Genomic DNA, 22162 nt, shown 5'->3' with positions numbered 1-22162 from the left:
TGATTGACTAGTATGAAATGACTTCAAATGCTTTTAGGACGGAAATAAAATAATACAATGTCGGCACGAACGTGATGAATAGACCGAACCATTTCGTTCGTGGTCTGAACTGTAAGATCAAACCGACCGTCCATAGTACAAACCAAAGCATGAAATACCAACGATATTGTGGGGTGTCTGTCTCTGCTATACCAGGACCACTCAACCAAAGTGACAACAAGAGAACAAATAATCCAGATATGACGTTCCAACTATGTCGAATGATCTTTTCTATCATTTCCTTTATCTTCCCTTCGGATTTGTCATCAAAGTCATTCATATGTGTATTCAACAATTAGAATAAATTCCCTTTTGAAACATCTGACATTCTCAGATGTCCCGATATTTTATTCCCACAACTTTTAAAAATAACGATGGAGAATCGTGTCTTCTCTGTCGATAAAAGAGTTGTCAGACCAATAGAGAGAGGGAGTATGGAATACATGAAGAAAAGCATAATCATCAGTACAATCACAGCTTGTTCACTGTGGTTGTCCGGTTGTCAGTCGGTCATCGATGACCCGACTGCCGCTGTTGAAGAACGTCAGACGATGGGCGTCGTCCTATCGGATGTTGGTCTCGGGGACCAATCGTTCAGTGATGCGGCGATGCGTGGCATGGGGGAGTTACGTGAGACGGGCGAATGGTTCGTCGACTATCGTGAGTTATCCGAGACAGAAACATATCAGGCAGGGTTTGAAGAGTTGGTCAAAGAGGGACATGATGTGATTGTCGGTCTCGGTTTTGCGTGTCAGGAAGATCTTGAGACGGTGGCGGCAGAACATCCGAATCAACAATTTGCCCTCATTGATGGCGTGTCAGCGTTACCGAACGTTTTAAATGTCACGTTTGAAGAAGGAGAAGGCAGTGCGCTCGCGGGTGCGGTAGCTGGTCTTGAGACAGAGACGGATAAAATCGGTTTTATCGGTGGGATGGATATTGAACTCATTCAGAAATTCGAGGCAGGATTTGAGCGTGGAGCAAAATCCGTAAACGAGGATGTCGAGATGCTCGTTGATTTCTCGAACGACTTTGCCTCACCCGAGCTTGGACGCGAACTAGCTGAGAAACAAATCAAAGAGGGCGCAGACGTTCTCTATGCGGCAGCTGGCCTAACGGGAGTCGGGGTATTGGAGACTGCTGAAAAGTATGGAATTAAGGCAATCGGAGTTGATAGCGATCAATCGATGATTGCACCTGATGCGGTCGTGACTTCGATGTTGAAACAAGTCGATTTGGCGATCGTTGAAATCGCAGGTCGTGTGACGACACAGCCGTTCAACGATCATGTCATCCTTGGTATTGAAGAAGGAGGCGTCGGCTTAGCGCCACTTCGTCGCATTCAATGGGATGAGAATGAGACAACTCAGTATGAATCGGTCGAACGTCAACTGAAAGAGGGGACACTAAAATGAGTTTACGTAAACGGTTTATCTTCTCAACGGTGTTCACCGTCGTCTTGATCGTTCTCATGATGAGTTATGTCTTGTCGACCTTGAACCGTCTGCAGACTTACAATGAACAGTACGGGAGTCAGATGATTGAATTGTCTCAGCTTGAGACGTCACTCTTACAAGAACAGTCGCTCTGGACGTCGCTTGGCGAACAATCGAATCAATCAACACTCGTCCAACTTGAGCGAATCCGTGTATCGAATGCGAAAACGTTTGATGAATTAAAACAGTCTTACTTGATTCCAGAGTTTTCGAATCATCTAGAACGTGCCACGACGAAGTATGAACAAGTGAACGACGATGTCGAGTCTGCATTAGAAGGTGGGATTGGAGCTCGGATACAAGCTGCCAAGCTCGAAGGGTTGTTAAATGATATCAACACACTGATTGCTAAGAACGGTTCGTTCTACGAGGCACTTCAAGTAGAGGCGGCAAATGAAACAGAGCGTCTATTATTCATCTCAATCTTGTTAACGATTCTCGTTGTCTTAGCGCTAGGCATTTACAACTTCTTCTTCGCGCGTTCTATCACACGTCCGCTCGAGCGCAACGTGAAAGTCGCAGAAGCCATCGCTTCAGGACGTCTTGTCACATTGCCAGAATCGAATCGCAATGACGAAATCGGACGACTTGAACGCGCGATGCGCGAGATGACAGCATCTCTGCAAACGGTCATCGGTTCGATTCGTGTGACATCGATGAAGGTGAATGGGATGACGGAAACGGCAGCGGCTGAAAATGAAGCGGTTGTCAGCACGACGTCAAACATCACGAACGCAGTGGATGAAATGGCGCATGGTGCGCAGTCCATCGCCAATGAATTGCAAGAGACGCTCAGCTCGGTCCATACGATGGCGACGTCATTCGAGACGAGCTTGAATCAAACGAAACAGACGACAGAAGAAACGACTGAGATGACTCGAGAAGTGGCAGCCGGGATTGAGACGTTAACGGATCAGGAACATATCCTTGATCGCTCGAGCGAACGAAATGAAGTGCTTGTCACGAGAATGGATCATTTTGCTAGACAGACGGCGGAGATCGAATCGATGGCGAAACTCGTGGAAGACGTGGCGGCTCAGACGAATTTACTTGCCTTGAACGCAGCGATTGAAGCGGCTCGTGCAGGTGAAGCAGGACGTGGGTTCGCGGTCGTGGCGAGCGAGGTTAAAAAGTTGGCCGAAGAGAGCAATAAGGCAACCCGCTCGATTTTCCATGTCGTGAAGACGATTCAACAAGAAGTCGTACGATTGACAGAAACGGTGAACGAATCAAAACGCGAACAAGAAGCACAGCTTGAAGCATTCGGTTTGACGAAGGAAGCGTTTAACCGCATCCATGAACGTACAGACCATGTTGCCTCGTTCGTCCGTACGATTGAGCAAGAGATGCGCACATCTAGTAGTGAAGTGAACAACGTGTTGCGTCGTGTCGAGGAAGTATCGGGCGTGACAGAAGAATTGGCAGCTGGAAATGAAGAAGTGGCTGCTTCGATGAAAGAACAACAAGCAAGCTTTGATCAAATCTTTACGTTGATGCAAGAACTAGAAGGACAGGCTGCGGCACTCGCTGACCAAGTCCAGCATTTCGAGGAAGAGTAATGATCCTTATGCAGAAGGACCTAAGACCATCGTTGGTTTTCGGTTTTTTTGCTGTTTCGAATGTTTGGGCTCCTTCTTCTGTTGTCGCAAGGAAATGAGCGATTATCTTTCATATTGTATGAGGGTCGGGTACGTAGCAGGTAAGCAAACGACTCCGTTGAGAATGAATTAAGACCTGGAACGGGACAAGTGTAGTCACGCTAGATTCGGCATACTAGATACAATAGTCGAAACAGGGGGAGAATCGTCTTGGAAAAGTGGAAGCAGGTCATCATCGGTGTTGTCGTCGTCCTGTTTTTAGGTGTTGGTTATTTATTTTATAGTAAAGAACCAGAAGAACGTGTCGTCGATGAATTCGTCGTAGAATCAGAAGAAGTAGTTCCGGATGAGACCGTAGAGCGATTAGAAATCGTCGTCTATGTCACAGGCGCGGTCGAGTCTCCGAACGTCTATACCGTGCCAGAAGGTGCTAGAGTCGGGGATGTTCTCTCGTTGGCCGTATTAACAGATGAAGCCGACCCGGAACGATTGAACTTGGCACAACTACTCGTGGACGGTGTAAAAATCATCGTACCGAAAAAAGGAGATGCACCGATTGCACAAGAGGTACCTAGCACAGAGCAAGAACCAAATGGGGTACACGTGAATAGTGCCACGAAAGACGAGTTGATGTCGGTCCCTGGCATCGGTCCTGCAAAAGCAGACGCGATTCTGAACCACCTGAAAGTGAATGGTCCCTTTAAAACATACGAGGACTTAGGTGATGTGAAAGGATTTGGGGAGAAAACATTAGAAAGTATGAAACCTTACTTATTGGTACCATGAGATGCCGTTATTTCCACTATTTGCGATAGTGATGGTGACCGGATTGACTGAAGGAATCTACCTCGTCACAATCGTTTCCGGTGTGTTATATGTCGCGTCTCGAGGCGGACAACATCTATTTGCGAAACTCGGTGTCATTCTCCTCATCCTGATCGCATGGCTACATGCCAATCCAGCAGAATGGACACCGACAGACACAATCGTGTTCTCGATTGAGAGTCGTAAAGAGAACGGGAAGACGACCCGATTATATGGGAACGTGGGGACTCATCAAGGTGTGTTGCGGGGGAGGGAGCTCTCGATTGGTAGACCTGGTGAGACGTGTCTCGTAGAAATGGAACAAGAACTGTTTCAGCCGTTACGGAACATCGGGGGATTTGACGAACAGAAATGGGCGGCTAGCGCGGACTTATCCTTTAAAGGAAAGATCAAGCGAATCGACGAGTGCCGTCCGACAGCAGGGATGGACGGTTGGATGTTGAGGTGGAAAGAAAGACGTCTCCAACAGATTGAACAACAATATCGCGCCGATGTCGCGCTATACATAGAGGCCTTACTGTTCGGTGAGAGTCGGATGCTCGACGAACAGACTTCTTTCTCATATCGAGTGACGGGTCTCCTGCATCTTCTCGTCATCTCAGGTTCGCATATCGCCATGCTGATTGTCGCGCTTCGAGCAATGTTTCGGCCAATCCCGATTCGACGAGAGACGAAGACGGTATTGATTCTATTGACGATTACGGCGTTCGGATGGCTGACTGGTTTTTCACCACCGGTCGCACGAGCTGTCCTCGTGGCAGATGTGTTGCTCATCCTTTCTTTATTTGGTGTATCGGTAAGGGACCCGATTCGTCTCTTAAGTTGGTGCGCAGCTGCCATGCTTGCCTTTCAACCACACCTTCTCTCAAACTTAGGGTTTCAGTTAACGGTCGGGATGACGTTCTTCTTGTTGGTCACGAGACAACTGTGGACCGGTTTGTTGGAGTTGTCCGTGTTTGCCCAACTATTTGGATTATTTGTCCTTTGGCAAGTTCAACCGATTCTATCCGTCGCTGCACCCCTTTTCAATATCATCATGGCGTTTTGCATATCATGGGTGATGATGCCGCTTGCACTGATTGTTTGGGTCGTTCCAGAAATTGCACCGATATTCATGGTGATCCTAGACGCCATTAACGGAATATTCTCCATGCATGATATGAATCGACCATGGCTACCGTTGCATGAACTGACATTTCCGCAGCAAGTCGCTTTATGGATTGGGATTTGGGGAAGTTTACTTCTTGTCCAACGGAAGCGATGGTTGGGATGGTGTATGGCCATATTGACATGTATCCTCGTTGCCGGTTGGGCCGAATGGGCAGAGGCTCCACGGGTGACATTTTTAGATGTCGGTCAAGGCGATGCGATTGTTGTAGAGTCAGGAGAAACAATTGGTGTGATTGATGTCGGCGGCGTCTTTCAGGATCCCAACGAGCAAAAACGGACAGTGTATGACCCGGGAGCAGACGTTGTGGCTCCATATATATGGAAGCGTGGGGAGCGTGCACTTGATTTTGTTCTCTTGACGCATGCAGACCATGACCACATCGGTGGTTTAGAAGGATTGTTGAAGCTCGTGCATGTAAAGGAGATTTGGTTATCGAAAGAAGTGGCGAATGCGGAGAAGCGTGAGGAGATTCTTCAGTTGGCGACGAATTACGGGGCATCCATTCGCTATCTCGAGGCAGGAAATCGACCGATGTCTTGGATATGGATTGTCTCACCGACTAAAGTGCATGAAGATGAAAATGATCATTCGATCAGCCTCTATATGAACGTAGGTGGCATGCGGTACTTATTGACAGGGGATTTGCCTATAGAAGAAGAGACTAACTTACCGACGGTGGACGTCGACGTGTTTAAGTTAGGGCATCATGGATCGAATACGTCGTCAGGGGAAGAGCTACTCGAGCGAATCGATCCGGAATGGGTGATTGCGAGCGTCGGAGCGAACAATCGTTATGGCCACCCACATCAGGAGACGTTAGATCGGATTTTCGGACGTCGCTTGTTGCGAACGGATCTCGATGGGATGATCATCTGTGAAAAAAGAATGTGTCGGGGGATCATCGACTAGCACGTGAATAAATATGATACACTAAAAAACGATTGCTCCCCCGGGGCAATCGTTTGAAAACTTATAGGCTCAAGAACTTGATGATGACACCGATGAAGAAAATCGTGAAGAAAAAGCCAAATGGGACGATGAAGCCGATCGCAGAGTCGATCGCGTCATTACGTTTGCATTGAACGTCATTTTCAAACGGGTTTTCACTCGGTGGGCGTACAGAGTTGATTTGCATATTAGGTCCCTCCTTATCATACTTCCTTTATAAGTATAGCGAATCATGCGAAGATAATCTATGTTTAGATGAGAATAAATTGTGAAAGTGGTGTGTGTTTTGAATGAACCGTGGTTACATAATGGTAAACTAGCGAGCGTCTATGTTCTCCATGGAACTGAAAAGTATTTATTAGAGAATTGGGAACGTGGAATCGTGAAGGCGGCCAACCCATCCGGTGATCAATTTGATGTCATGCAACTCGATCTCCAAGAGACGTCATTAGATACTGCGCTCGATGAAGCGGAAACGGTCCCTTTTTTCAGTGAATTTCGGACAGTCATCGTCAAGAATGCCCAATTTTTGACGGGAGCGAAAGAAAAGCAAAAGCATAACGTCGACCGTCTCGCCGAATATGTCGTTCAGCCTGCGACTTACTCGGTCCTCGTCCTCATTGTCGAGTCAGAAAAACTCGATGAACGTAAAAAAATCGTAAAACGATTGAAAGAACGGGCCATCGTACTCGAAGCGAAAAAGCCGAGCCAAGCAGAATTGATGCGTTATGTGAATGATACGCTTAGTCAGGAACAACAAAAAATGGAACGTGCGACCATGGAGCGACTGTTGTTCTTATGTCAGGATGACTGGGGAAAATTAGTCCGAGAATTAGAAAAGCTACAGTTATATGCTGGAACAGGCGCGATGATTCCAATCGACATCGTGAATGATTTGGTACCACGTACGCTAGAAGATAATGTGTTTCAGCTGTCCGAGCTCCTCGTCAAACGACGCGCAGATGCGGCGCTTCGGTTAGTACGTGACTTAGAGAAGCAAGGACAAGAACTGATTGGACTTCTTGGCTTGTTAGCAAGGCAATACCGAAACATGTATCTATCAAAGCAGTTGACAGAAGCGGGGTACGGAGAAAAACAAATCGCTTCAAAAATTGGTGCTCATCCATATACCGTCAAACTAGCAACACAAGCGAGTCGCAATTTTTCAGAAGCGCAGCTCGCGCAAGCGTTAACGTTGATTGCAGATGCGGATGAAGCGATGAAAACTGGTCGTGGCGATAAACAAATCGTATTCGATACACTCGTTTGCCAATTGGCCTTACTGTGAGGTGAGAAGATGGGATTGAAACAAGTATCTCTGCAAGATGTGATTCCGCTTCGGCACATTGTACTCAGACCGGGAAAAGGGATTGAGACTTGTTATTTTGAAGGGGATGAGACGTCGACGACACGTCATTTTGCTTGGGTCGAAAGAGACCACGTGCAATCGGTCGCGACTGTCATGTTGTCATCAAGAGAAATCGAAGGCGAGTCGGTGCCGTATCAACTTCGGGGAATGGCGACGGATCCGGATCTAGCCGGACAAGGAATCGGGTCGCGTTTCCTACAGGCATTACATGAAGAGTTGGATGGGTCGTGGTGGTGTAACGCCCGAGAGGTGGCCGTTCGCTTCTACGAACGAAACGGTCTCGAGCGAATTGGTGAACCGTTCGATATTCCTGGGATTGGTCCTCACTACGTCATGGTATACAAAAAAACAGCCGGCTCCGAGTAGGAGGCGGCTGTTTCGTTTGGTCTCTAATTAGAGAGCAGCGATACGAGCTGCGAGGCGTGATTTATCACGACCTGCTTTGTTTTTGTGGATAAGGCCTTTTGATGCAGCCTTGTCGAGCTTCTTCGTAGCGAGGACGAAAGCTTCTTGAGCAGCTTCTTTGTTTCCTTCGAGTACGAGAGCATCAACACGTTTTACTGCTGTACGCATTGCCGCTTTCTCTTGAGAGTTCGCAACACGACGTTTTTCAGAAGTTTTTGCACGTTTGATTGCTGATTTGATGTTTGCCATTGTTTGTCACCTCCTGAAACAAGAAAGTGTATGTTCTTATTACTTCAAGTAATCATTCAACAGAACAAGCACAATTGTAGCAAACGGTTATATGAAAAGCAACCACTTGATGATTATTCTGAAAACTATATGTGGTATTGTTGTAGTAGGTCGTACACATTACTTTAGGATTTTGATATAATGACACGGTATGCATGAGAAGGATAGGTGAACCCATATATGAATAAACAAGAATTAGAGAATCGTCAGAAGAAGATTCGTAACTTTTCGATTATCGCTCACATCGATCATGGAAAGTCGACACTCGCTGACCGGATTCTTGAGAAAACTGGTGCACTCACGGCTCGTGAGATGAAAGAGCAGACGCTTGACGCGATGGATTTAGAGCGTGAGCGTGGGATTACAATTAAATTGAACGCTGTTAAATTGAACTATACGGCAAAAGACGGAGAAGAGTATATTCTTCACTTGATTGACACGCCAGGACACGTCGACTTCACGTATGAAGTGTCGCGTTCGCTTGCGGCATGTGAAGGTGCAATTCTCGTCGTCGACGCGGCACAAGGAATTGAAGCGCAGACTCTTGCGAACGTTTACTTAGCACTCGATAACGACCTGGAAATCATTCCGGTCATCAATAAAATCGACTTGCCGTCAGCGGATGTCGATCGCGTCCGTCAAGAGATTGAAGACGTCATCGGTCTCGACGCGAGCGATGCGGTCCCGACTTCTGCCAAGGCAGGGATTGGAATCGAAGAGATTCTCGAGCAAATCGTCGAACTCGTACCACCTCCGACGGGTGATCCGTCAGAACCGTTACAAGCTTTGATCTTCGACTCATACTATGATGCTTACCGCGGTGTCGTCGCATCGATTCGAATCGTCAACGGTTCGGTCAAAGTAGGAGATAAAGTTCAAATGATGGCGACAGGGAAGACGTTCGAAGTAACGGATCTCGGTGTATCGACACCGAAACCTGTCTCGGTCAAAGAATTGAACGTCGGTGATGTAGGAACACTTTCTGCATCAATCAAAACAGTCGGAGATGTTCGTGTCGGGGATACGATCACACTTGCGAAAAATCCTGCCACGAGTCAGCTTCCGGGTTACCGTAAAATGAACCCGATGGTGTACTGTGGATTGTACCCAATCGATGCAGCCAACTACAACGACCTTCGTGAGGCACTCGAAAAGCTTCAACTTTCTGATGCCGCGCTCGAGTTTGAACCTGAGACGTCACAGGCACTCGGATTCGGTTTCCGTTGTGGATTCCTAGGGATGCTTCACATGGAAATCATCCAAGAACGGATTGAGCGTGAGTTCGGGATCGACTTGATCACGACGGCACCATCGGTTATCTATCACGTGACGACAACTTCAGGAGAAGTCGTCCACGTTGATAACCCATCGAAGATGCCGGAACAACAAAAAGTGGAATCGATTGAAGAACCTTACGTCAAAGCGGCCGTCATGACACCGAACGATTATGTCGGGGCCATCATGGAACTATGCCAGAAGAAACGTGGGACGTTCATCGATATGCAGTATATCGACACGACACGCGTCAAAATCACGTATGAGATCCCACTGAGTGAAATCGTCTATGACTTCTTCGATCAATTGAAGTCGAGCACGAAAGGGTATGCGTCTCTCGATTATGAGTTGATCGGCTATCGTCAATCACGTCTCGTGAAGATGGACATCTTGCTCAACAACGAAGTGGTCGATGCCCTCAGCTTCATCGTTCACCGTGACTTTGCGTATGAGCGCGGAAAAGTGATCGTCGAGAAGTTGAAAGCACTCATCCCGCGGATGCAGTTCGAAGTCCCGGTACAAGCTGCCGTCGGAACAAAAATTGTCGCACGTTCGACAATCAAAGCACTTCGTAAAAACGTTTTGGCTAAATGTTATGGGGGAGACATCTCGCGTAAGCGAAAACTCCTTGAGAAACAAAAAGAAGGTAAGAAGCGCATGAAGATGGTCGGGTCTGTCGAAGTCCCGCAAGAAGCGTTCATGTCCGTTCTATCGATGGACGAAGAATAATTGGATTGAATCACCCTGATGTTCGAATCGGGGTGATTTTTTTGTTTAGGCAGGAAATGGCACTTCTTTTAAGGAAGAGTACACCCTTAGACAGACAAAAGAGGAGGAAACACCGTGTCGACGTATACATACTCTGCGGGTCCCGGCATGCTACCAAAAGAAGTGATGCAAGAGATTCAACAACATCTCCTGACGTTCGAATATGAAGCGGTCTCGATCATCGAAACGAGTCATCGTTCAGAGTCATTCCAACAAGTGGTCGACTCGCTCGAGGCAAGACTCAGAAGACTCATGCATATTCCTGAGAACTATGCCGTTCTTTGGTTGCAAGGTGGGGCGACACTGCAGTTTTCCATGATCCCGATGAATTTACGGAATCGAAATCGATTCGCCTATGTCGATACAGGGATTTGGTCTAAAAAAGCGATGGAAGATGCTAGGCACTTCGGGCAGGTCGACGTCATCCATCCGCTCATAGATGAGGCGGGTGGGATGTCATTTGAACCGAGACTCGCTCAAGATGTCGACTATCTACATGTGACATTAAACAATACGATTGAAGGAACCCGATTCACGACTATACCCGAAACGGATGTCCCACTCATTGCGGATGCTTCTTCGAACATTCTTGCCGAGCACATCGACGTTGAGCGCTTCGGGATGATCTATGCTGGTGCCCAGAAAAATATTGGTCCAGCAGGACTGACGGTCGTCATCATACGCCGCGACTTGATTCAGTCGATCGAGCTACCAAGTTATCTTCATTACGCGTCTCATGTCGATACGTTATTCAATACGCCGTCGACGTTCAGTATGTATGCGGCAGAACGTGTCCTCAAGTGGGTCGAAGATCAAGGAGGTGTCGAGGCGATAGAGCAACTGAATCGTGAAAAAAGCGATACGGTCTATTCGTTCCTTGAACAATCGAATGTATTTTCTTCTCTCGTATCGGGAGAACGCCGCTCCTTAACGAACATCCCGTTCACGACGGGTGACCGTAATCGAGACATGGGCTTTGAACAATTTGCCCTTGAACGCGGATTACTCGAACTCGGCGGTCATCGTTCCGTCGGTGGTCTGAGGGCGAGTCTTTATAACGCGATGCCAAAAGAAGGTGCTGTGCGCCTTGTCGACGTCATGAGAGCATTTGAGGAGGAGAACAATGTATCACATCAAAACATTTAACCAAATCGCTACAGCGGGTCTGAAACGATTTGAGCCGAATGAATATATCATCAATGCTTCAGAACAGGCCGATGCTTGGGTACTCAGAAGTCATAACGTGCACGATGAAGCAATTCCGCCCCATCTGCTCGCCATTGCAAGGGCAGGTGCCGGAGTCAATAATCTCCCGCTTGATCAACTGGCGAAACAAGGAGTCGTGGCGTTTCATACTCCTGGTGCGAATGCGAATGCGGTGAAAGAACTCGTCTTGGCCAGCATGATCCTCTCGGTCAGACCGATCGTCAAAGGTTTCAACTGGGTAAATGAACAGGCGGTCGAGTCACAATCTCAGTTGGAAGAAGCGATGGAGCAACAGAAACGGCAGTTCCTCGGGGCCGAGTTACGGGGGAAGAAAGTTGGGATCATCGGGCTTGGGGCCATTGGGGCCTCACTTGCTAACGACCTTCTCCAACTCGGGGTCGATGTCATCGGATATGATCCTCATCTCTCGGTCGATGCCGCTTGGAACATTTCAAAACATGTCACACGCGCCAAGCATTTGAGTGAGGTTCTAGGGTCTGTTGATCTCTTGTCGATTCATATGCCGCTGACGAAAGAGACGCGCTTCAGTATCGACCGGAGTTGGTTCGAACGGATGAAGCCTGGGATGACCGTTTTGAATTTCGCACGTGGAGAGCTCGTGAAGGATGCTGATTTAGTTGAAGCATTCCATCATCACGTCGGGCTATACATCACCGACTTCCCTAGACACTCGCTCATCGGACATCCTCAAGTGATGGCATTGCCTCATCTCGGTGCCTCGACAAAGGAATCAGAAGTCAACTGTGCCATTCAAGCCGTCGAGACGCTGAAGTTATATCTGGAGACCGGTAACATCCGTTCGTCCGCCAACTTCCCAAATGCGGAACTTCCGTATACCGGCAAACGTCGCCTCGCGATTTTGCATCAAAATGTGCCGAACATGGTCGGACAAATTACGGGAGAACTCGCCTCACATGGATTGAACATCGATAACATGATCAACCGTAGCCGAGGCGAGATGGCCTATACATTGATTGATTTAGACAACAACGAACATGAACCGTTATCGATTCATGCACTGTATGACATCAAGGGCGTCATTCGCGTCCGAGAATTTTAAGGAGGATCCTATGGTCGTATTTAAACCGTTCAGCCCATACATGCCCGTACACGCTAAAGAAGTTGCCGCAGATCCGTATGACGTCGTTTCTGTAGAAGAAGCGAAGGCGGTCATCGCTGAGCAACCGAACTCATTTTTGAAGGTAGATAAGCCAGAAGCTCTTCAAGCAAACCTCTCACTCGAAGACTGGGGAAAGCGTGCTCGTCAGGAGCTAGAACGTCTATACGAAGACGAGCTGACGGTTCGTCCGAGTGGATTTTACGTATATCGATTGACCCGGAACGAGCGTCAGCAAACGGGCTTAGTCGCCACATTCTCTGTTGCAGACTATGAAGCCGGGCGAATCAAGATTCACGAACATACCCGTGAAACGAAGGAACGGGAACGGGTTGAACATGTCCAAGCGACAGGGGCGCATACCGGTCCGATCTTGCTCAGCCACCCGCCACATGCGAGTCTCAAACAGATTTTAACGAGTGCGACGGAAGAAGAACCACTGTTCTCGTTTACGGATGATCGTGGCGTGTTACACGAAGGGTTCATGATTCCGAGTCGAGAACTCGCGCGTGTCATGATGATTGGTGCGACGATCCCGTCTATCTATATCGCAGATGGTCATCATCGCGCGAAAGCGGCAGCGGTCGTTTCTGAAATGGGTGGGGAACATTCTCAAAAGAATGAACGAACACACTTTTTAGGTGTCCTCTTCCCGAGCGACGAGTTGACGATTTTGCCATACCACCGTCTGTTGACAACTATCGCACCTGAAGAAGTAGAACATATGTTGGAAGGACTTTCGTTCTCGTATGAAGTGACAGAAGAAGATGAACTCGTCTTACCTGAAAGTCATGGCGTGTTCGGCGCTGCGTATCGAGGGAATTATTACAAGTTATCGAAACGAAAAGATGAAACGGATCTCGATGTCGCCATCTTACAGCGTGATATCCTTGCTCCGTACTTCAACGTCGAAGATATTCGTACGGATGCCAGAGTCGATTTTGTTGGAGGAAACCGGTCAATCGAAGAATTGCAACAACTCGCGCAAGTACCTGACCAATTACTGTTTACGTGCCATGAAACGACGATGCCACAGTTGATGCGAGTGGCTGATGGGGGTGGGCAAATGCCACCAAAATCGACATGGTTCGAACCAAAATTAAAGAGCGGTCTGTTTATTCATCGGTTCGATTGATGGCGCAGGCTGGAAAGAACGGACGAAAAGCGTTATAAATGGAATGAGAAGAAAGGGGTGGCCGAAATTGGCTAAAGCCGTATATCTTCACATTCCATTTTGTGAACATATTTGTTATTACTGTGATTTCAACAAGGTGTTTTTAAAAAACCAACCTGTTGATGAATATTTAGATGCATTAGAACGAGAGATGGTATTGACGCTCGAAGCGTTTCCGACAGAACGGATTGAGACCATCTTTATTGGAGGGGGCACACCGACGGCGCTCAATGAAGCGCAGATGGGTCGCCTGATGGACATGGTCCGTCGACACCTCCTCCCGTTCGCTTCAGACGACCTAGAGTATTCTGTCGAAGCGAACCCGAACTTTGTAAGTACGGAAAAACTCGACACGATGAAAGCTGGTGGTGTCAATCGACTCAGCTTCGGTGTCCAAACGTTCGACGATGGTGGGCTCGAACGGATCGGAAGAACGCATCGCGCTGACGACGTGTTTGAAACGGTGAATGAAGCAGCGAAACGCTTTGATAATATCTCGATTGACCTCATGTTCGGGCTACCAGAGCAGACGCTCGAGCAGATTGACCGAGACTTAGAACTAGCGCTACAGCTTCCGATTCAACACGTCTCATCCTATTCCTTAATTCTTGAGCCGCATACCGTGTTTGCGATTCAAGACCGAAAAGGTAAGCTCCGTCTACCGGGAGAGGATGTTGAGGTCGAGATGTATCTCAAAGTGATGGAGACACTTGAACGACATGGACTGAAGCAATACGAAATCTCGAACTATGGGTTGCCGGGTCGAGAAAGTCGTCACAACCAAGTGTACTGGCGGAACGAAGAGTATTATGGATTCGGGGCAGGTGCGCACAGCTATTTAAATGGCACACGTCGTGCCAATATCGCACCGATTCCTCACTATATTAAAGCGGAAGGCATCCCGGTGAAACGGGTGACTGAGCTGGAAGAAGTAGAAAAAATGGAAGAAGAGCTGTTCCTCGGATTACGCATGCGTTCAGGGGTCTCTCTTCAGACATTTGAACAGAAGTATGGCGTGGCACTCGATCATGTGTTCGGTCACGTCATCGACGATTTGGTGAAGAAGTCGTTGATTGAACGGACAGACTCCCATATCCGATTGACGGCGTCTGGTCTACCACTCGCGAATGAAGCGTTCGCGGCATTTATCGGAGAGGCAAAACTCGAGCATACCGAGTCATGAAAAATGGACAAGTCCCTTATTTGGGATTTGTCCATTTTTTAGCATTATAAGACGAGATCACGATAGAGCGGCGTGAGCCGAGCGAACGTGTCTTCGACCAAAGCGAGAAAAGCGTCTTCGTTTTGAAGAATCGATGCATCGGCAGGCAGTTGTCGTCCGATTAAGAAATCAGCTTTTTTGACAGTGCCGAAGCGCTCGAGCAACGCCTGGATGTTTTCGTTTGATGTCTCTTCAATTAGGAACGCATCTTTTTTCATATGGTCGCCCGCAATATGGAAATCAGTAAACGTTGATTTAAAATCAATTTGTTGCAAATGTTTCGCGATTACATCTTTATTCGGCATCTCATAGATGAATGCGAGCCAGATGAAAACGCGGTCGTCGAAAAGCCCGACTTGTAAGTGTGGATGTTTTTTATACCCGCGCTTATCGTGACAGATGGCCATCCATGTGTCTTTCGGAGGGTTTACCGTGCGACGTGCATGTTTTGCGACATGCAGGTAGAGGGGGATTCCGACATCTGCCTCGAGTTGTGGTCCGACCTCGTCATAAATCCGATGGAAGAGCGGTTGAATATCCGAACGGATGCCAGACATGCGTTCGTCGAGTCCGTCCTGTTTGAATACGTTAAATTGTTTTGTTGTAAACATTTCATCACCTCACGTTCTATCATAACGAAACACTGTTTCTTTTTCAGGTTTGCCGTCTGTAAAAAAGGTGAAAAAATCCGAGTGTATGAATTGACAAATAGTGAGAACATGATAATATTTGAAGTGTGATTAGCACTCGTTAAATATGAGTGCTAATAAAGCGAGGTAACTTTTTCAGAGAGGAGTGATGTTGTGCTGACAGATCGACAATTGCTCATTCTTCGAGCCATCATTGACGATTATATTCAGACGGCTCAACCGGTCGGTTCGCGTACGTTATCGAAACGAGACGATTTGACGTTTAGTTCGGCAACGATTCGGAACGATATGGCCGATTTGGAAGACATGGGGTTGATTGAAAAACCACATACTTCCGCGGGTCGAATCCCGTCAGAGGTCGGATACCGATATTACGTGGACCACCTCGTCGAGAAGCAAATCATCGACGAGCGGGAAACGGGTCGCTTAGAAGAGCGTTTAAAGCAATCTTCAAAAGAGTCTGAGATCCTGATTCGCCAAGCTGCAGATCTCCTTTCTGATTTGACCAATTATACGACGGTCGCCCTCGGTCCCAATAGCCAATCCGAAAGATTGGCACGTGTGGACTTTATGCCATTAGATGAGCGACGGGGTGTCGTTCTCATCGTCACGGATCAAGGTCATGTCGAGCATCGTACGGTCATGTTCGAATCTCGTGTAGCTCCTGAAGTCATCGAGGAGACGATTCGACTGTTAAACGATCGTCTCGTCGGAACAGCGATCGGACAACTAAAAGTCCGAATCGGAGAAGAGGTTGCAAAATTGCAACTCGCGCAGCGACAGCAATATGAAAATATGATGCAACTGATTCAATCGACGGTTGGAATTCAAACGCCGTCTTCGCTTTATCTCGGAGGCAAGAAGAATATCTTCAACCAACCTGAGTTTCAGACGTTAGACACGCTCAGACCATTCCTAGAATGGATTGATGAGCAAGAACGATTGACGCACTGGCTCGAATCGTTGCCAAATCGCGAGATTTATGTGAGCATTGGGAGCGAGAACGGAATTGTCGCCCTTCAAAATTGTAGTGTCATCACCTCGGATTATACACTAGATGGAAAAACATTCGGAACGATTGCCATGATTGGCCCGACTCGAATGAATTACCGTCACGGTGTCCAAATGATGGGACAAATTATCGAAGCGTTGCGGCGAACGAAACTAGATGAGTGACGGAAAGGAGTTTTACTATGACAGCAGATCATCAAAACGGGCACGAACAAGAAGACGTGCTTGAAGAAAAATCTGTAGACTCGGCACAGACAGAAGAGAACGAGTCAACTGAATCAAATGAAGATGAGGTTTTAAATGCTGAGATTGTGGAAGAAAGTTCTGAGGGGACGGACTTACAAAAAGAAATCGAAGCGTTGAAAGCGAGCGAACTCCGCATTCGTGCTGACTTTGACAACTTCCGTCGTCGGACGAATGAAGAGAATGCAAAACGCGTCAAGTTTGCTTCACAGTCTGTCATTGAAAAATTGATTCCGCTCATTGATAACTTTGAGCGTGCACTTCAAGTGCAAGCAACTTCAGAGGATGCCAAGCAAATTCAATCAGGCGTCGACATGATTCATCGTCAACTTCTTGACGTATTGAATGCTGAGCAAGTCGAAGTGATTGAAGCAGTCGGACAGCCGTTCGACCCGAATTTCCATCAAGCAGTCATGCAAGAGCCGAGCGACGAGTTCGAGTCGGGCGTCGTGACGATGGAGCTTCAAAAAGGATATACGATGCATGGTCGAGTCATTCGCCCAAGCATGGTAAAAGTTGCAGAATAATACTACTTAACGAGACGGAGGAATAAACGATGGGTAAAATTATCGGTATTGACTTAGGGACTACAAACTCATGTGTGGCAGTAATGGAAGGTGGCGAAGCAGTCGTCATCTCAAACGCAGAAGGTAACCGTACGACTCCTTCGGTTGTTGCATTCAAAGGGGAAGAGCGTCAAGTAGGTGAGGTCGCAAAACGTCAGGCCATCACGAACCCGAACACGATCCAATCAATCAAACGTCACATGGGTACGTCGCATACAGTTGACGTAGATGGCAAGAAATTCACACCACAAGAAATCTCGGCAATCATTTTGCAGAAGTTGAAGAAAGATGCTGAAGACTACCTCGGTGAAACAGTCACGGAAGCAGTCATCACAGTTCCTGCATACTTCAACGACGCTGAGCGTCAAGCGACAAAAGATGCTGGTAAAATCGCTGGTCTTGATGTCAAACGAATCATCAACGAGCCAACAGCTGCGGCACTCGCTTACGGATTAGATAAAGGTGAAGACCACACGATTTTGATCTATGACCTCGGTGGTGGTACGTTCGACGTTTCAATCCTTGAGCTTGGTGATGGCGTATTCGAAGTTGTCGCTACAGCTGGTGACAACCGTCTCGGTGGAGATGACTTTGACCAAAAAGTCATCGACTACCTCGTTGCAGAATTCAAAAAAGAGAACGGCATCGACCTCGGGAAAGACAAGATGGCACTTCAACGTTTGAAAGATGCAGCTGAAAAAGCGAAGAAAGACCTTTCAGGCGTCACAAGCGCACACATCAGCCTTCCGTTCATCACAGCAGGTGAAGCAGGTCCACTCCACTTGGAGATGACACTCACGCGTGCGAAGTTTGAAGAATTGACGGCTGACCTTGTCGAACGCACAATGGAACCAACTCGTCGTGCCTTGAAAGATGCAGGACTTACACCATCTGACCTCGATAAGATCATTCTCGTCGGTGGTTCGACACGTATCCCTGCCGTTCAAAAAGCAATCCACGACTTCACGAAGAAAGAGCCATTCAAAGGGGTAAACCCGGATGAAGTTGTTGCACTCGGTGCAGCAATCCAAGGTGGAGTTCTCGCTGGAGACGTAAAAGACGTCGTCCTTCTCGACGTGACTCCACTCTCACTCGGTATCGAGACAATGGGTGGCGTGATGACGAAATTGATCGATCGCAACACGACAATCCCGACATCGAAATCACAAGTGTTCTCAACTGCTGCAGATAACCAGCCTGCTGTTGACATCCACGTCCTTCAAGGGGAACGCCCGATGGCACCAGACAACAAGACACTTGGTCGCTTCCAATTGACTGACATTCCGCCAGCACCACGTGGTGTGCCACAAATCGAAGTTAAATTCGATATCGATGCAAACGGAATTGTTCACGTATCAGCGAAAGATCTCGGTACGAACAAAGAACAATCGATTACAATCCAATCTTCTTCAGGTATCGATGAGGCAGAAATCGAGCGTATGGTAAAAGAAGCTGAAGCGAACGCTGACGCAGATAACAAACGTAAAGAAGAAGCGGAACTTCGCAACGAAACAGACCAACTCGTCTTCGCGACAGACAAGGCAATCAAAGACCTTGGTGAGCAAGTGGAAGAGGCGGACAAAGAAAAAGCAGAAGCTGCGAAAGAAAAAGCGAAAACTGCTCTCGAAGGTTCAGACCTTGAGGCGATCCGTACAGCCAAAGACGAATTGTCAGCTGTCGTTCAAGAGTTGACGCAAAAAGTATATGCTAAAATGGCTGAACAGCAAGGTGCTGAAGGCGCAGAACCACAAACAGAAGCGAAACAGGACGATGATGTCGTGGACGCAGAGTTTGAGGATCTCGACGACCGTAAATAAACAGCCGTTGTAAAGGAGAGCGCCAAAGCAGGTTTCTGCTTTGGCTCTTTCCATGTTAAGGTAGAATCGGTAAAATCGATACGTAGATTGTAAGGATAGGAGCGAGAATAGTGGCGAAACGAGATTATTATGAAGTGCTCGGGCTCGACAAGTCGGCCTCTGCACAAGAAATCAAGCGGGCATACCGGAAATTGGCCCGTCAATATCACCCGGACATCAACCAAGAGGCAGATGCGGCGGATAAGTTTAAAGAGATTGGTGAAGCCTACGAAGTGCTTTCTGACGAACAAAAACGTGCCCAGTATGACCGATTCGGTTTTGAAGGGGCGAACCAGTTCGGAGGCGGCGGTGACTTCCAAGGTGGATTCGGGGATATCTTTGACATGTTCTTCGGAGGCGGCGGACGCCGTCAAGACCCGAACGCACCGCGTCGCGGAGAAGATTATCAATACGTTGTTGACCTCGATTTCATGGAGAGTGTGACAGGCAAGACGGAAACAATCGAGCTCGAAATCGAAGTCGAATGTGACACGTGCATGGGGAACGGTGCGAAACCTGGAACGAAACCAGAAACGTGTAACCAGTGTGGCGGCAGTGGCGTCGAGACGGTTGAGCAAAACACAATTCTCGGTCGTATGGTCAATCAACGTCCTTGTAGCAAGTGTCACGGTAGTGGTAAGACAATCAAAGAAAAATGTCCGACTTGTCACGGCTCAGGTCATGTGAAGAAGAAACAGACCGTCGAGGTGAAAATCCCAGCCGGTATCGATAACGGGCAACAGATCCGTCTATCTGGAAAAGGCGGTCCTGGCGTGAACGGAGGACCAGCGGGAGACTTATACGTCGTCGTCCGCGTGAAAGCTCATGAGATTTTTGAACGTGTCGACCAACACATTGCGATGGAAATGCCGGTCACGTTCGCACAAGCGGCACTCGGTGCAGAAATCGAAGTTCCGACGGTTCACGGGAACGTGAGTTTGAAAGTGCCAGCCGGAACACAAACTGGCTCGAAGTTCCGTTTACGCGGAAAGGGGATGCCAAGTGTGCGTGGTGGCGCGAATGGCGACCAGTACGTGAGCGTCATTGTCATGACACCGAAAAATATGACGGACCGCCAAAAAGAATTGCTTCGTGAATTCGAAGAAATCAGTGGCGAATCGGGTGTCGAAGAGGAACACGGCATGTTCCAAAAAATGAAAAAGTTCTTTAGTCACTAAAAGGAGTGTGTACAAACGATGAAATGGTCTGAAATTTGTGTCCACACGACACAGCTTGCGGTGGAAGCCGTATCGAACTTATTACACGAAGTGGGGGCACAAGGTGTCGTCATCGAGGACGTCGAAGACTTCGACCGAATGATGGCGGAAGACCATTTCGGAGAGATTTGGGACGTTTCGGATCGTGAAACGTATCCGACATCTGGAGTACACGTCAAAGCGTACGTGCCGGCTTCAGGTGATTTCCAAGATGTGCTCGCAAACTTGAAAAAAGAAATCGAGCGACTCCGGAACATGCTTGATATCGGATCAGGCGAGGTCACGGTCGCAGAGATTGATGAGGAAGATTGGGCGCATTCTTGGAAGCAGTATTACAAGCCGGTCAAAATCTCACAACAGCTGACGATTGTCCCTTTGTGGGAAGAGTACACACCACAACCGGAAGAGAATGTCATCTTGCTTGACCCGGGCATGGCGTTCGGTACAGGGACACACCCGACGACGATGCTCTGTATTCAAGCGATTGAGAACTACATCCGGGAAGGTGACCGCGTCATTGATGTCGGTACAGGATCAGGCGTATTGTCGATCGCCGCTGCGAAACTTGGAGCGACGAGCGTAAAAGCGCTAGACTTGGATTCGGTTGCCGTTGAATCGGCTCGTCAAAACGTGGAGACGAACGGTGTCGAATCACTCGTTCAAGTCGACACGGGAGATTTATTAAAAGGTGTGGACGGAGAATATGACTTGGTCGTGGCAAACATTCTTGCTGATGTCATTCTTCTCTTCATCGAAGATGCTTATGCTCGTACGAAAACGGGAGGTCGCTTCATCACATCCGGCATCATTGGAGAGAAACGGGCGGAAGTCACGAACGCTCTGATGGCTGCAGGGTTTGAAATTGAAGAGACACGCGTGATGGAAGACTGGGTCGCGATCATCGCCAAGAAGGGATAAGCTATGCAACGTTATTTTCTGACACCAGAAGCTTTCACAGGCGATGTTGTGACACTTCCTTCAGATGTCGCTCATCATATCGGAACGGTCCTGCGACAAGGGGCGGGTTACGAAATAGTTCTTCTCGACGGGACGGGCAATGAGTACGCATGTGTCGTGACGTCGCTTGAGAAGAAAAGTGGAGTGGCTAAAGTATTGTCGACTCGTCAATCAGAGACCGAACTGCCGATTGACGTGACGCTCGCTTATGCGTTGCCAAAAGGAGACAAGGTCGAACTTGTCGCGCAAAAAGCGACCGAGCTCGGCGTTCATCAACTTCTATTGTTCGAATCTTCCCGATCAGTCGCCAAATGGGACTCAAAAAAAGTGCCGAAAAAAGTAGAACGTATTCAAAAAATCATGCAAGAGGCGGCTGAGCAATCGTATAGGGCCGTCGTCCCGTCATGTACGTTCCTCACTTCGAAGCAACTGTCACAGCAATTCGAACAATACGACGAAGTCATCATTGCATATGAAGAATCGGCGAAAGAAGGCGAGCAGTCGGCACTTGCCAACACATTGAATCGTCTTCAATCAAAACAACGTCTCCTCGTCATCACGGGACCGGAAGGCGGATTTGACACAGCGGAAGTCACGCAATGGATAGAGGCGGGGGCGATCGCTTGCGCGTTCGGACCTCGTATCCTTCGTTCGGAGACGGCTCCTCTTTATGCACTGTCTGCTATCTCGTACGCGCTTGAATTGGCGAGAGGATAAGAAAACGGCTGACCCACGTGGGC

The 22162-nt window shown here is 48.0% G+C and carries 21 protein-coding genes; 17 read left to right on the top strand and 4 right to left on the bottom strand.

Annotated features, from left to right (window positions below; genetic code table 11):
* Positions 1-7: 7 nt before the first annotated feature.
* Positions 8-277 carry a hypothetical protein gene (locus tag LCM29_RS06165; protein ID WP_224861514.1) on the bottom strand — a complete coding sequence of 90 codons (270 nt, stop codon included), beginning with the start codon at positions 275-277 and terminating at the stop codon, positions 8-10.
* A 205-nt stretch (positions 278-482) separates the two neighbouring features.
* Between LCM29_RS06165 and LCM29_RS06160 the strand changes: the two genes are divergently transcribed.
* The 4 genes from LCM29_RS06160 (at position 483) to LCM29_RS06145 (ending at position 6038) form a co-directional block, all read left to right on the top strand.
* Entirely contained in the window at positions 483-1454 is a 972-nt protein-coding gene (locus tag LCM29_RS06160; protein WP_224861511.1) for a BMP family lipoprotein, read from the top strand.
* The gene (locus LCM29_RS06155; RefSeq protein WP_224861509.1) at positions 1451-3094 is read left to right on the top strand and encodes a methyl-accepting chemotaxis protein; all 1644 of its coding nucleotides are present in this window, start codon (positions 1451-1453) and stop codon (positions 3092-3094) included. Before LCM29_RS06160 ends, LCM29_RS06155 begins: the two co-directional genes overlap by 4 nt.
* 249 nt (positions 3095-3343) lie before the next feature.
* A complete protein-coding gene (locus tag LCM29_RS06150; RefSeq protein WP_224861507.1) occupies positions 3344-3919 on the top strand; it encodes a helix-hairpin-helix domain-containing protein in 576 nt (191 codons plus the stop codon).
* 1 nt (position 3920) lies between these two features.
* The gene (locus tag LCM29_RS06145; protein ID WP_224861505.1) at positions 3921-6038 is read left to right on the top strand and encodes a DNA internalization-related competence protein ComEC/Rec2; all 2118 of its coding nucleotides are present in this window, start codon (positions 3921-3923) and stop codon (positions 6036-6038) included.
* A gap of 61 nt (positions 6039-6099) precedes the next feature.
* Here LCM29_RS06145 and LCM29_RS06140 read toward each other — a convergent pair whose 3' ends face one another.
* Positions 6100-6264: a YqzM family protein gene (locus LCM29_RS06140; protein ID WP_012726678.1), complete on the bottom strand. Its 165-nt coding sequence runs from the start codon at positions 6262-6264 to the stop codon at positions 6100-6102.
* Between the two features lie 90 nt (positions 6265-6354).
* Between LCM29_RS06140 and holA the strand changes: the two genes are divergently transcribed.
* Both holA and LCM29_RS06130 read left to right on the top strand, forming a co-directional pair.
* Positions 6355-7365: a DNA polymerase III subunit delta gene (gene holA, locus LCM29_RS06135; protein WP_224862758.1), complete on the top strand. Its 1011-nt coding sequence runs from the start codon at positions 6355-6357 to the stop codon at positions 7363-7365.
* Between the two features lie 9 nt (positions 7366-7374).
* Positions 7375-7812, top strand: coding sequence for a GNAT family N-acetyltransferase (locus tag LCM29_RS06130; protein ID WP_224861503.1), 438 nt, complete (start codon positions 7375-7377; stop codon positions 7810-7812).
* A gap of 27 nt (positions 7813-7839) precedes the next feature.
* Here LCM29_RS06130 and rpsT read toward each other — a convergent pair whose 3' ends face one another.
* Positions 7840-8100: a 30S ribosomal protein S20 gene (gene rpsT, locus LCM29_RS06125; protein WP_012726675.1), complete on the bottom strand. Its 261-nt coding sequence runs from the start codon at positions 8098-8100 to the stop codon at positions 7840-7842.
* Positions 8101-8319: 219 nt separating this feature from the next.
* Here rpsT and lepA point away from each other — a divergent pair, with 219 nt between their 5' ends.
* From lepA to hemW, 5 genes are all read left to right on the top strand, one after another.
* Entirely contained in the window at positions 8320-10143 is a 1824-nt protein-coding gene (gene lepA, locus LCM29_RS06120; protein WP_214693159.1) for a translation elongation factor 4, read from the top strand.
* Positions 10144-10257: 114 nt separating this feature from the next.
* Positions 10258-11328, top strand: a complete 1071-nt coding sequence (gene serC / locus LCM29_RS06115; protein WP_224861501.1) for a 3-phosphoserine/phosphohydroxythreonine transaminase — start codon at positions 10258-10260, stop codon at positions 11326-11328.
* On the top strand, positions 11306-12469 hold the full coding sequence (locus LCM29_RS06110; protein ID WP_214782265.1) for a phosphoglycerate dehydrogenase: 1164 nt from the start codon (positions 11306-11308) through the stop codon (positions 12467-12469). Before serC ends, LCM29_RS06110 begins: the two co-directional genes overlap by 23 nt.
* A 10-nt stretch (positions 12470-12479) precedes the next feature.
* Complete coding sequence (locus tag LCM29_RS06105) at positions 12480-13661, top strand: DUF1015 domain-containing protein (RefSeq protein WP_224861499.1); 1182 nt, start codon at positions 12480-12482, stop codon at positions 13659-13661.
* A 67-nt stretch (positions 13662-13728) separates the two neighbouring features.
* Positions 13729-14883, top strand: a complete 1155-nt coding sequence (gene hemW, locus LCM29_RS06100; protein ID WP_224861498.1) for a radical SAM family heme chaperone HemW — start codon at positions 13729-13731, stop codon at positions 14881-14883.
* A gap of 44 nt (positions 14884-14927) precedes the next feature.
* Here hemW and LCM29_RS06095 read toward each other — a convergent pair whose 3' ends face one another.
* A complete protein-coding gene (locus tag LCM29_RS06095) occupies positions 14928-15533 on the bottom strand; it encodes a DUF1054 domain-containing protein (protein ID WP_214782274.1) in 606 nt (201 codons plus the stop codon).
* 192 nt (positions 15534-15725) lie between these two features.
* On the opposite strand from LCM29_RS06095, the gene hrcA reads away from it, so the two are divergent.
* The 6 genes from hrcA to LCM29_RS06065 all read left to right on the top strand — a co-directional run bounded on the left by hrcA (position 15726) and on the right by LCM29_RS06065 (position 22139).
* On the top strand, positions 15726-16748 hold the full coding sequence (gene hrcA, locus LCM29_RS06090; protein ID WP_074033386.1) for a heat-inducible transcriptional repressor HrcA: 1023 nt from the start codon (positions 15726-15728) through the stop codon (positions 16746-16748).
* 17 nt (positions 16749-16765) lie between these two features.
* Positions 16766-17353 carry a nucleotide exchange factor GrpE gene (grpE, locus tag LCM29_RS06085; RefSeq protein WP_214749255.1) on the top strand — a complete coding sequence of 196 codons (588 nt, stop codon included), beginning with the start codon at positions 16766-16768 and terminating at the stop codon, positions 17351-17353.
* A 29-nt stretch (positions 17354-17382) separates the two neighbouring features.
* The gene (gene dnaK / locus LCM29_RS06080; protein WP_214693135.1) at positions 17383-19209 is read left to right on the top strand and encodes a molecular chaperone DnaK; all 1827 of its coding nucleotides are present in this window, start codon (positions 17383-17385) and stop codon (positions 19207-19209) included.
* 110 nt (positions 19210-19319) lie between these two features.
* Positions 19320-20426: a molecular chaperone DnaJ gene (gene dnaJ, locus LCM29_RS06075; protein ID WP_214693130.1), complete on the top strand. Its 1107-nt coding sequence runs from the start codon at positions 19320-19322 to the stop codon at positions 20424-20426.
* An 18-nt stretch (positions 20427-20444) separates the two neighbouring features.
* Positions 20445-21383: a 50S ribosomal protein L11 methyltransferase gene (gene prmA / locus LCM29_RS06070; RefSeq protein ID WP_224861496.1), complete on the top strand. Its 939-nt coding sequence runs from the start codon at positions 20445-20447 to the stop codon at positions 21381-21383.
* A gap of 3 nt (positions 21384-21386) precedes the next feature.
* A complete protein-coding gene (locus LCM29_RS06065) occupies positions 21387-22139 on the top strand; it encodes a 16S rRNA (uracil(1498)-N(3))-methyltransferase (RefSeq protein ID WP_224861494.1) in 753 nt (250 codons plus the stop codon).
* Positions 22140-22162 lie beyond the last annotated feature (23 nt).

The organism is Exiguobacterium aestuarii, from assembly GCF_020171655.1.
Classification (GTDB): domain Bacteria; phylum Bacillota; class Bacilli; order Exiguobacteriales; family Exiguobacteriaceae; genus Exiguobacterium; species Exiguobacterium aestuarii_A.
Note: the sequence above shows the minus strand (reverse complement) of the source record. Positions and strands in the feature narration are given on the sequence as shown.

Coding starts and splice junctions, on each gene's coding strand:
- LCM29_RS06165 (WP_224861514.1), bottom strand. CDS start 277: ATGATAGAAAAGATCATTCGACATAGTTGGAACGTCATATCTGGATTA.
- LCM29_RS06160 (WP_224861511.1), top strand. CDS start 483: ATGAAGAAAAGCATAATCATCAGTACAATCACAGCTTGTTCACTGTGG.
- LCM29_RS06155 (WP_224861509.1), top strand. CDS start 1,451: ATGAGTTTACGTAAACGGTTTATCTTCTCAACGGTGTTCACCGTCGTC.
- LCM29_RS06145 (WP_224861505.1), top strand. CDS start 3,921: ATGCCGTTATTTCCACTATTTGCGATAGTGATGGTGACCGGATTGACT.
- LCM29_RS06140 (WP_012726678.1), bottom strand. CDS start 6,264: ATGCAAATCAACTCTGTACGCCCACCGAGTGAAAACCCGTTTGAAAAT.
- LCM29_RS06130 (WP_224861503.1), top strand. CDS start 7,375: ATGGGATTGAAACAAGTATCTCTGCAAGATGTGATTCCGCTTCGGCAC.
- rpsT (WP_012726675.1), bottom strand. CDS start 8,100: ATGGCAAACATCAAATCAGCAATCAAACGTGCAAAAACTTCTGAAAAA.
- lepA (WP_214693159.1), top strand. CDS start 8,320: ATGAATAAACAAGAATTAGAGAATCGTCAGAAGAAGATTCGTAACTTT.
- LCM29_RS06110 (WP_214782265.1), top strand. CDS start 11,306: ATGTATCACATCAAAACATTTAACCAAATCGCTACAGCGGGTCTGAAA.
- LCM29_RS06105 (WP_224861499.1), top strand. CDS start 12,480: ATGGTCGTATTTAAACCGTTCAGCCCATACATGCCCGTACACGCTAAA.
- LCM29_RS06095 (WP_214782274.1), bottom strand. CDS start 15,533: ATGTTTACAACAAAACAATTTAACGTATTCAAACAGGACGGACTCGAC.
- grpE (WP_214749255.1), top strand. CDS start 16,766: ATGACAGCAGATCATCAAAACGGGCACGAACAAGAAGACGTGCTTGAA.
- dnaK (WP_214693135.1), top strand. CDS start 17,383: ATGGGTAAAATTATCGGTATTGACTTAGGGACTACAAACTCATGTGTG.
- prmA (WP_224861496.1), top strand. CDS start 20,445: ATGAAATGGTCTGAAATTTGTGTCCACACGACACAGCTTGCGGTGGAA.
- LCM29_RS06065 (WP_224861494.1), top strand. CDS start 21,387: ATGCAACGTTATTTTCTGACACCAGAAGCTTTCACAGGCGATGTTGTG.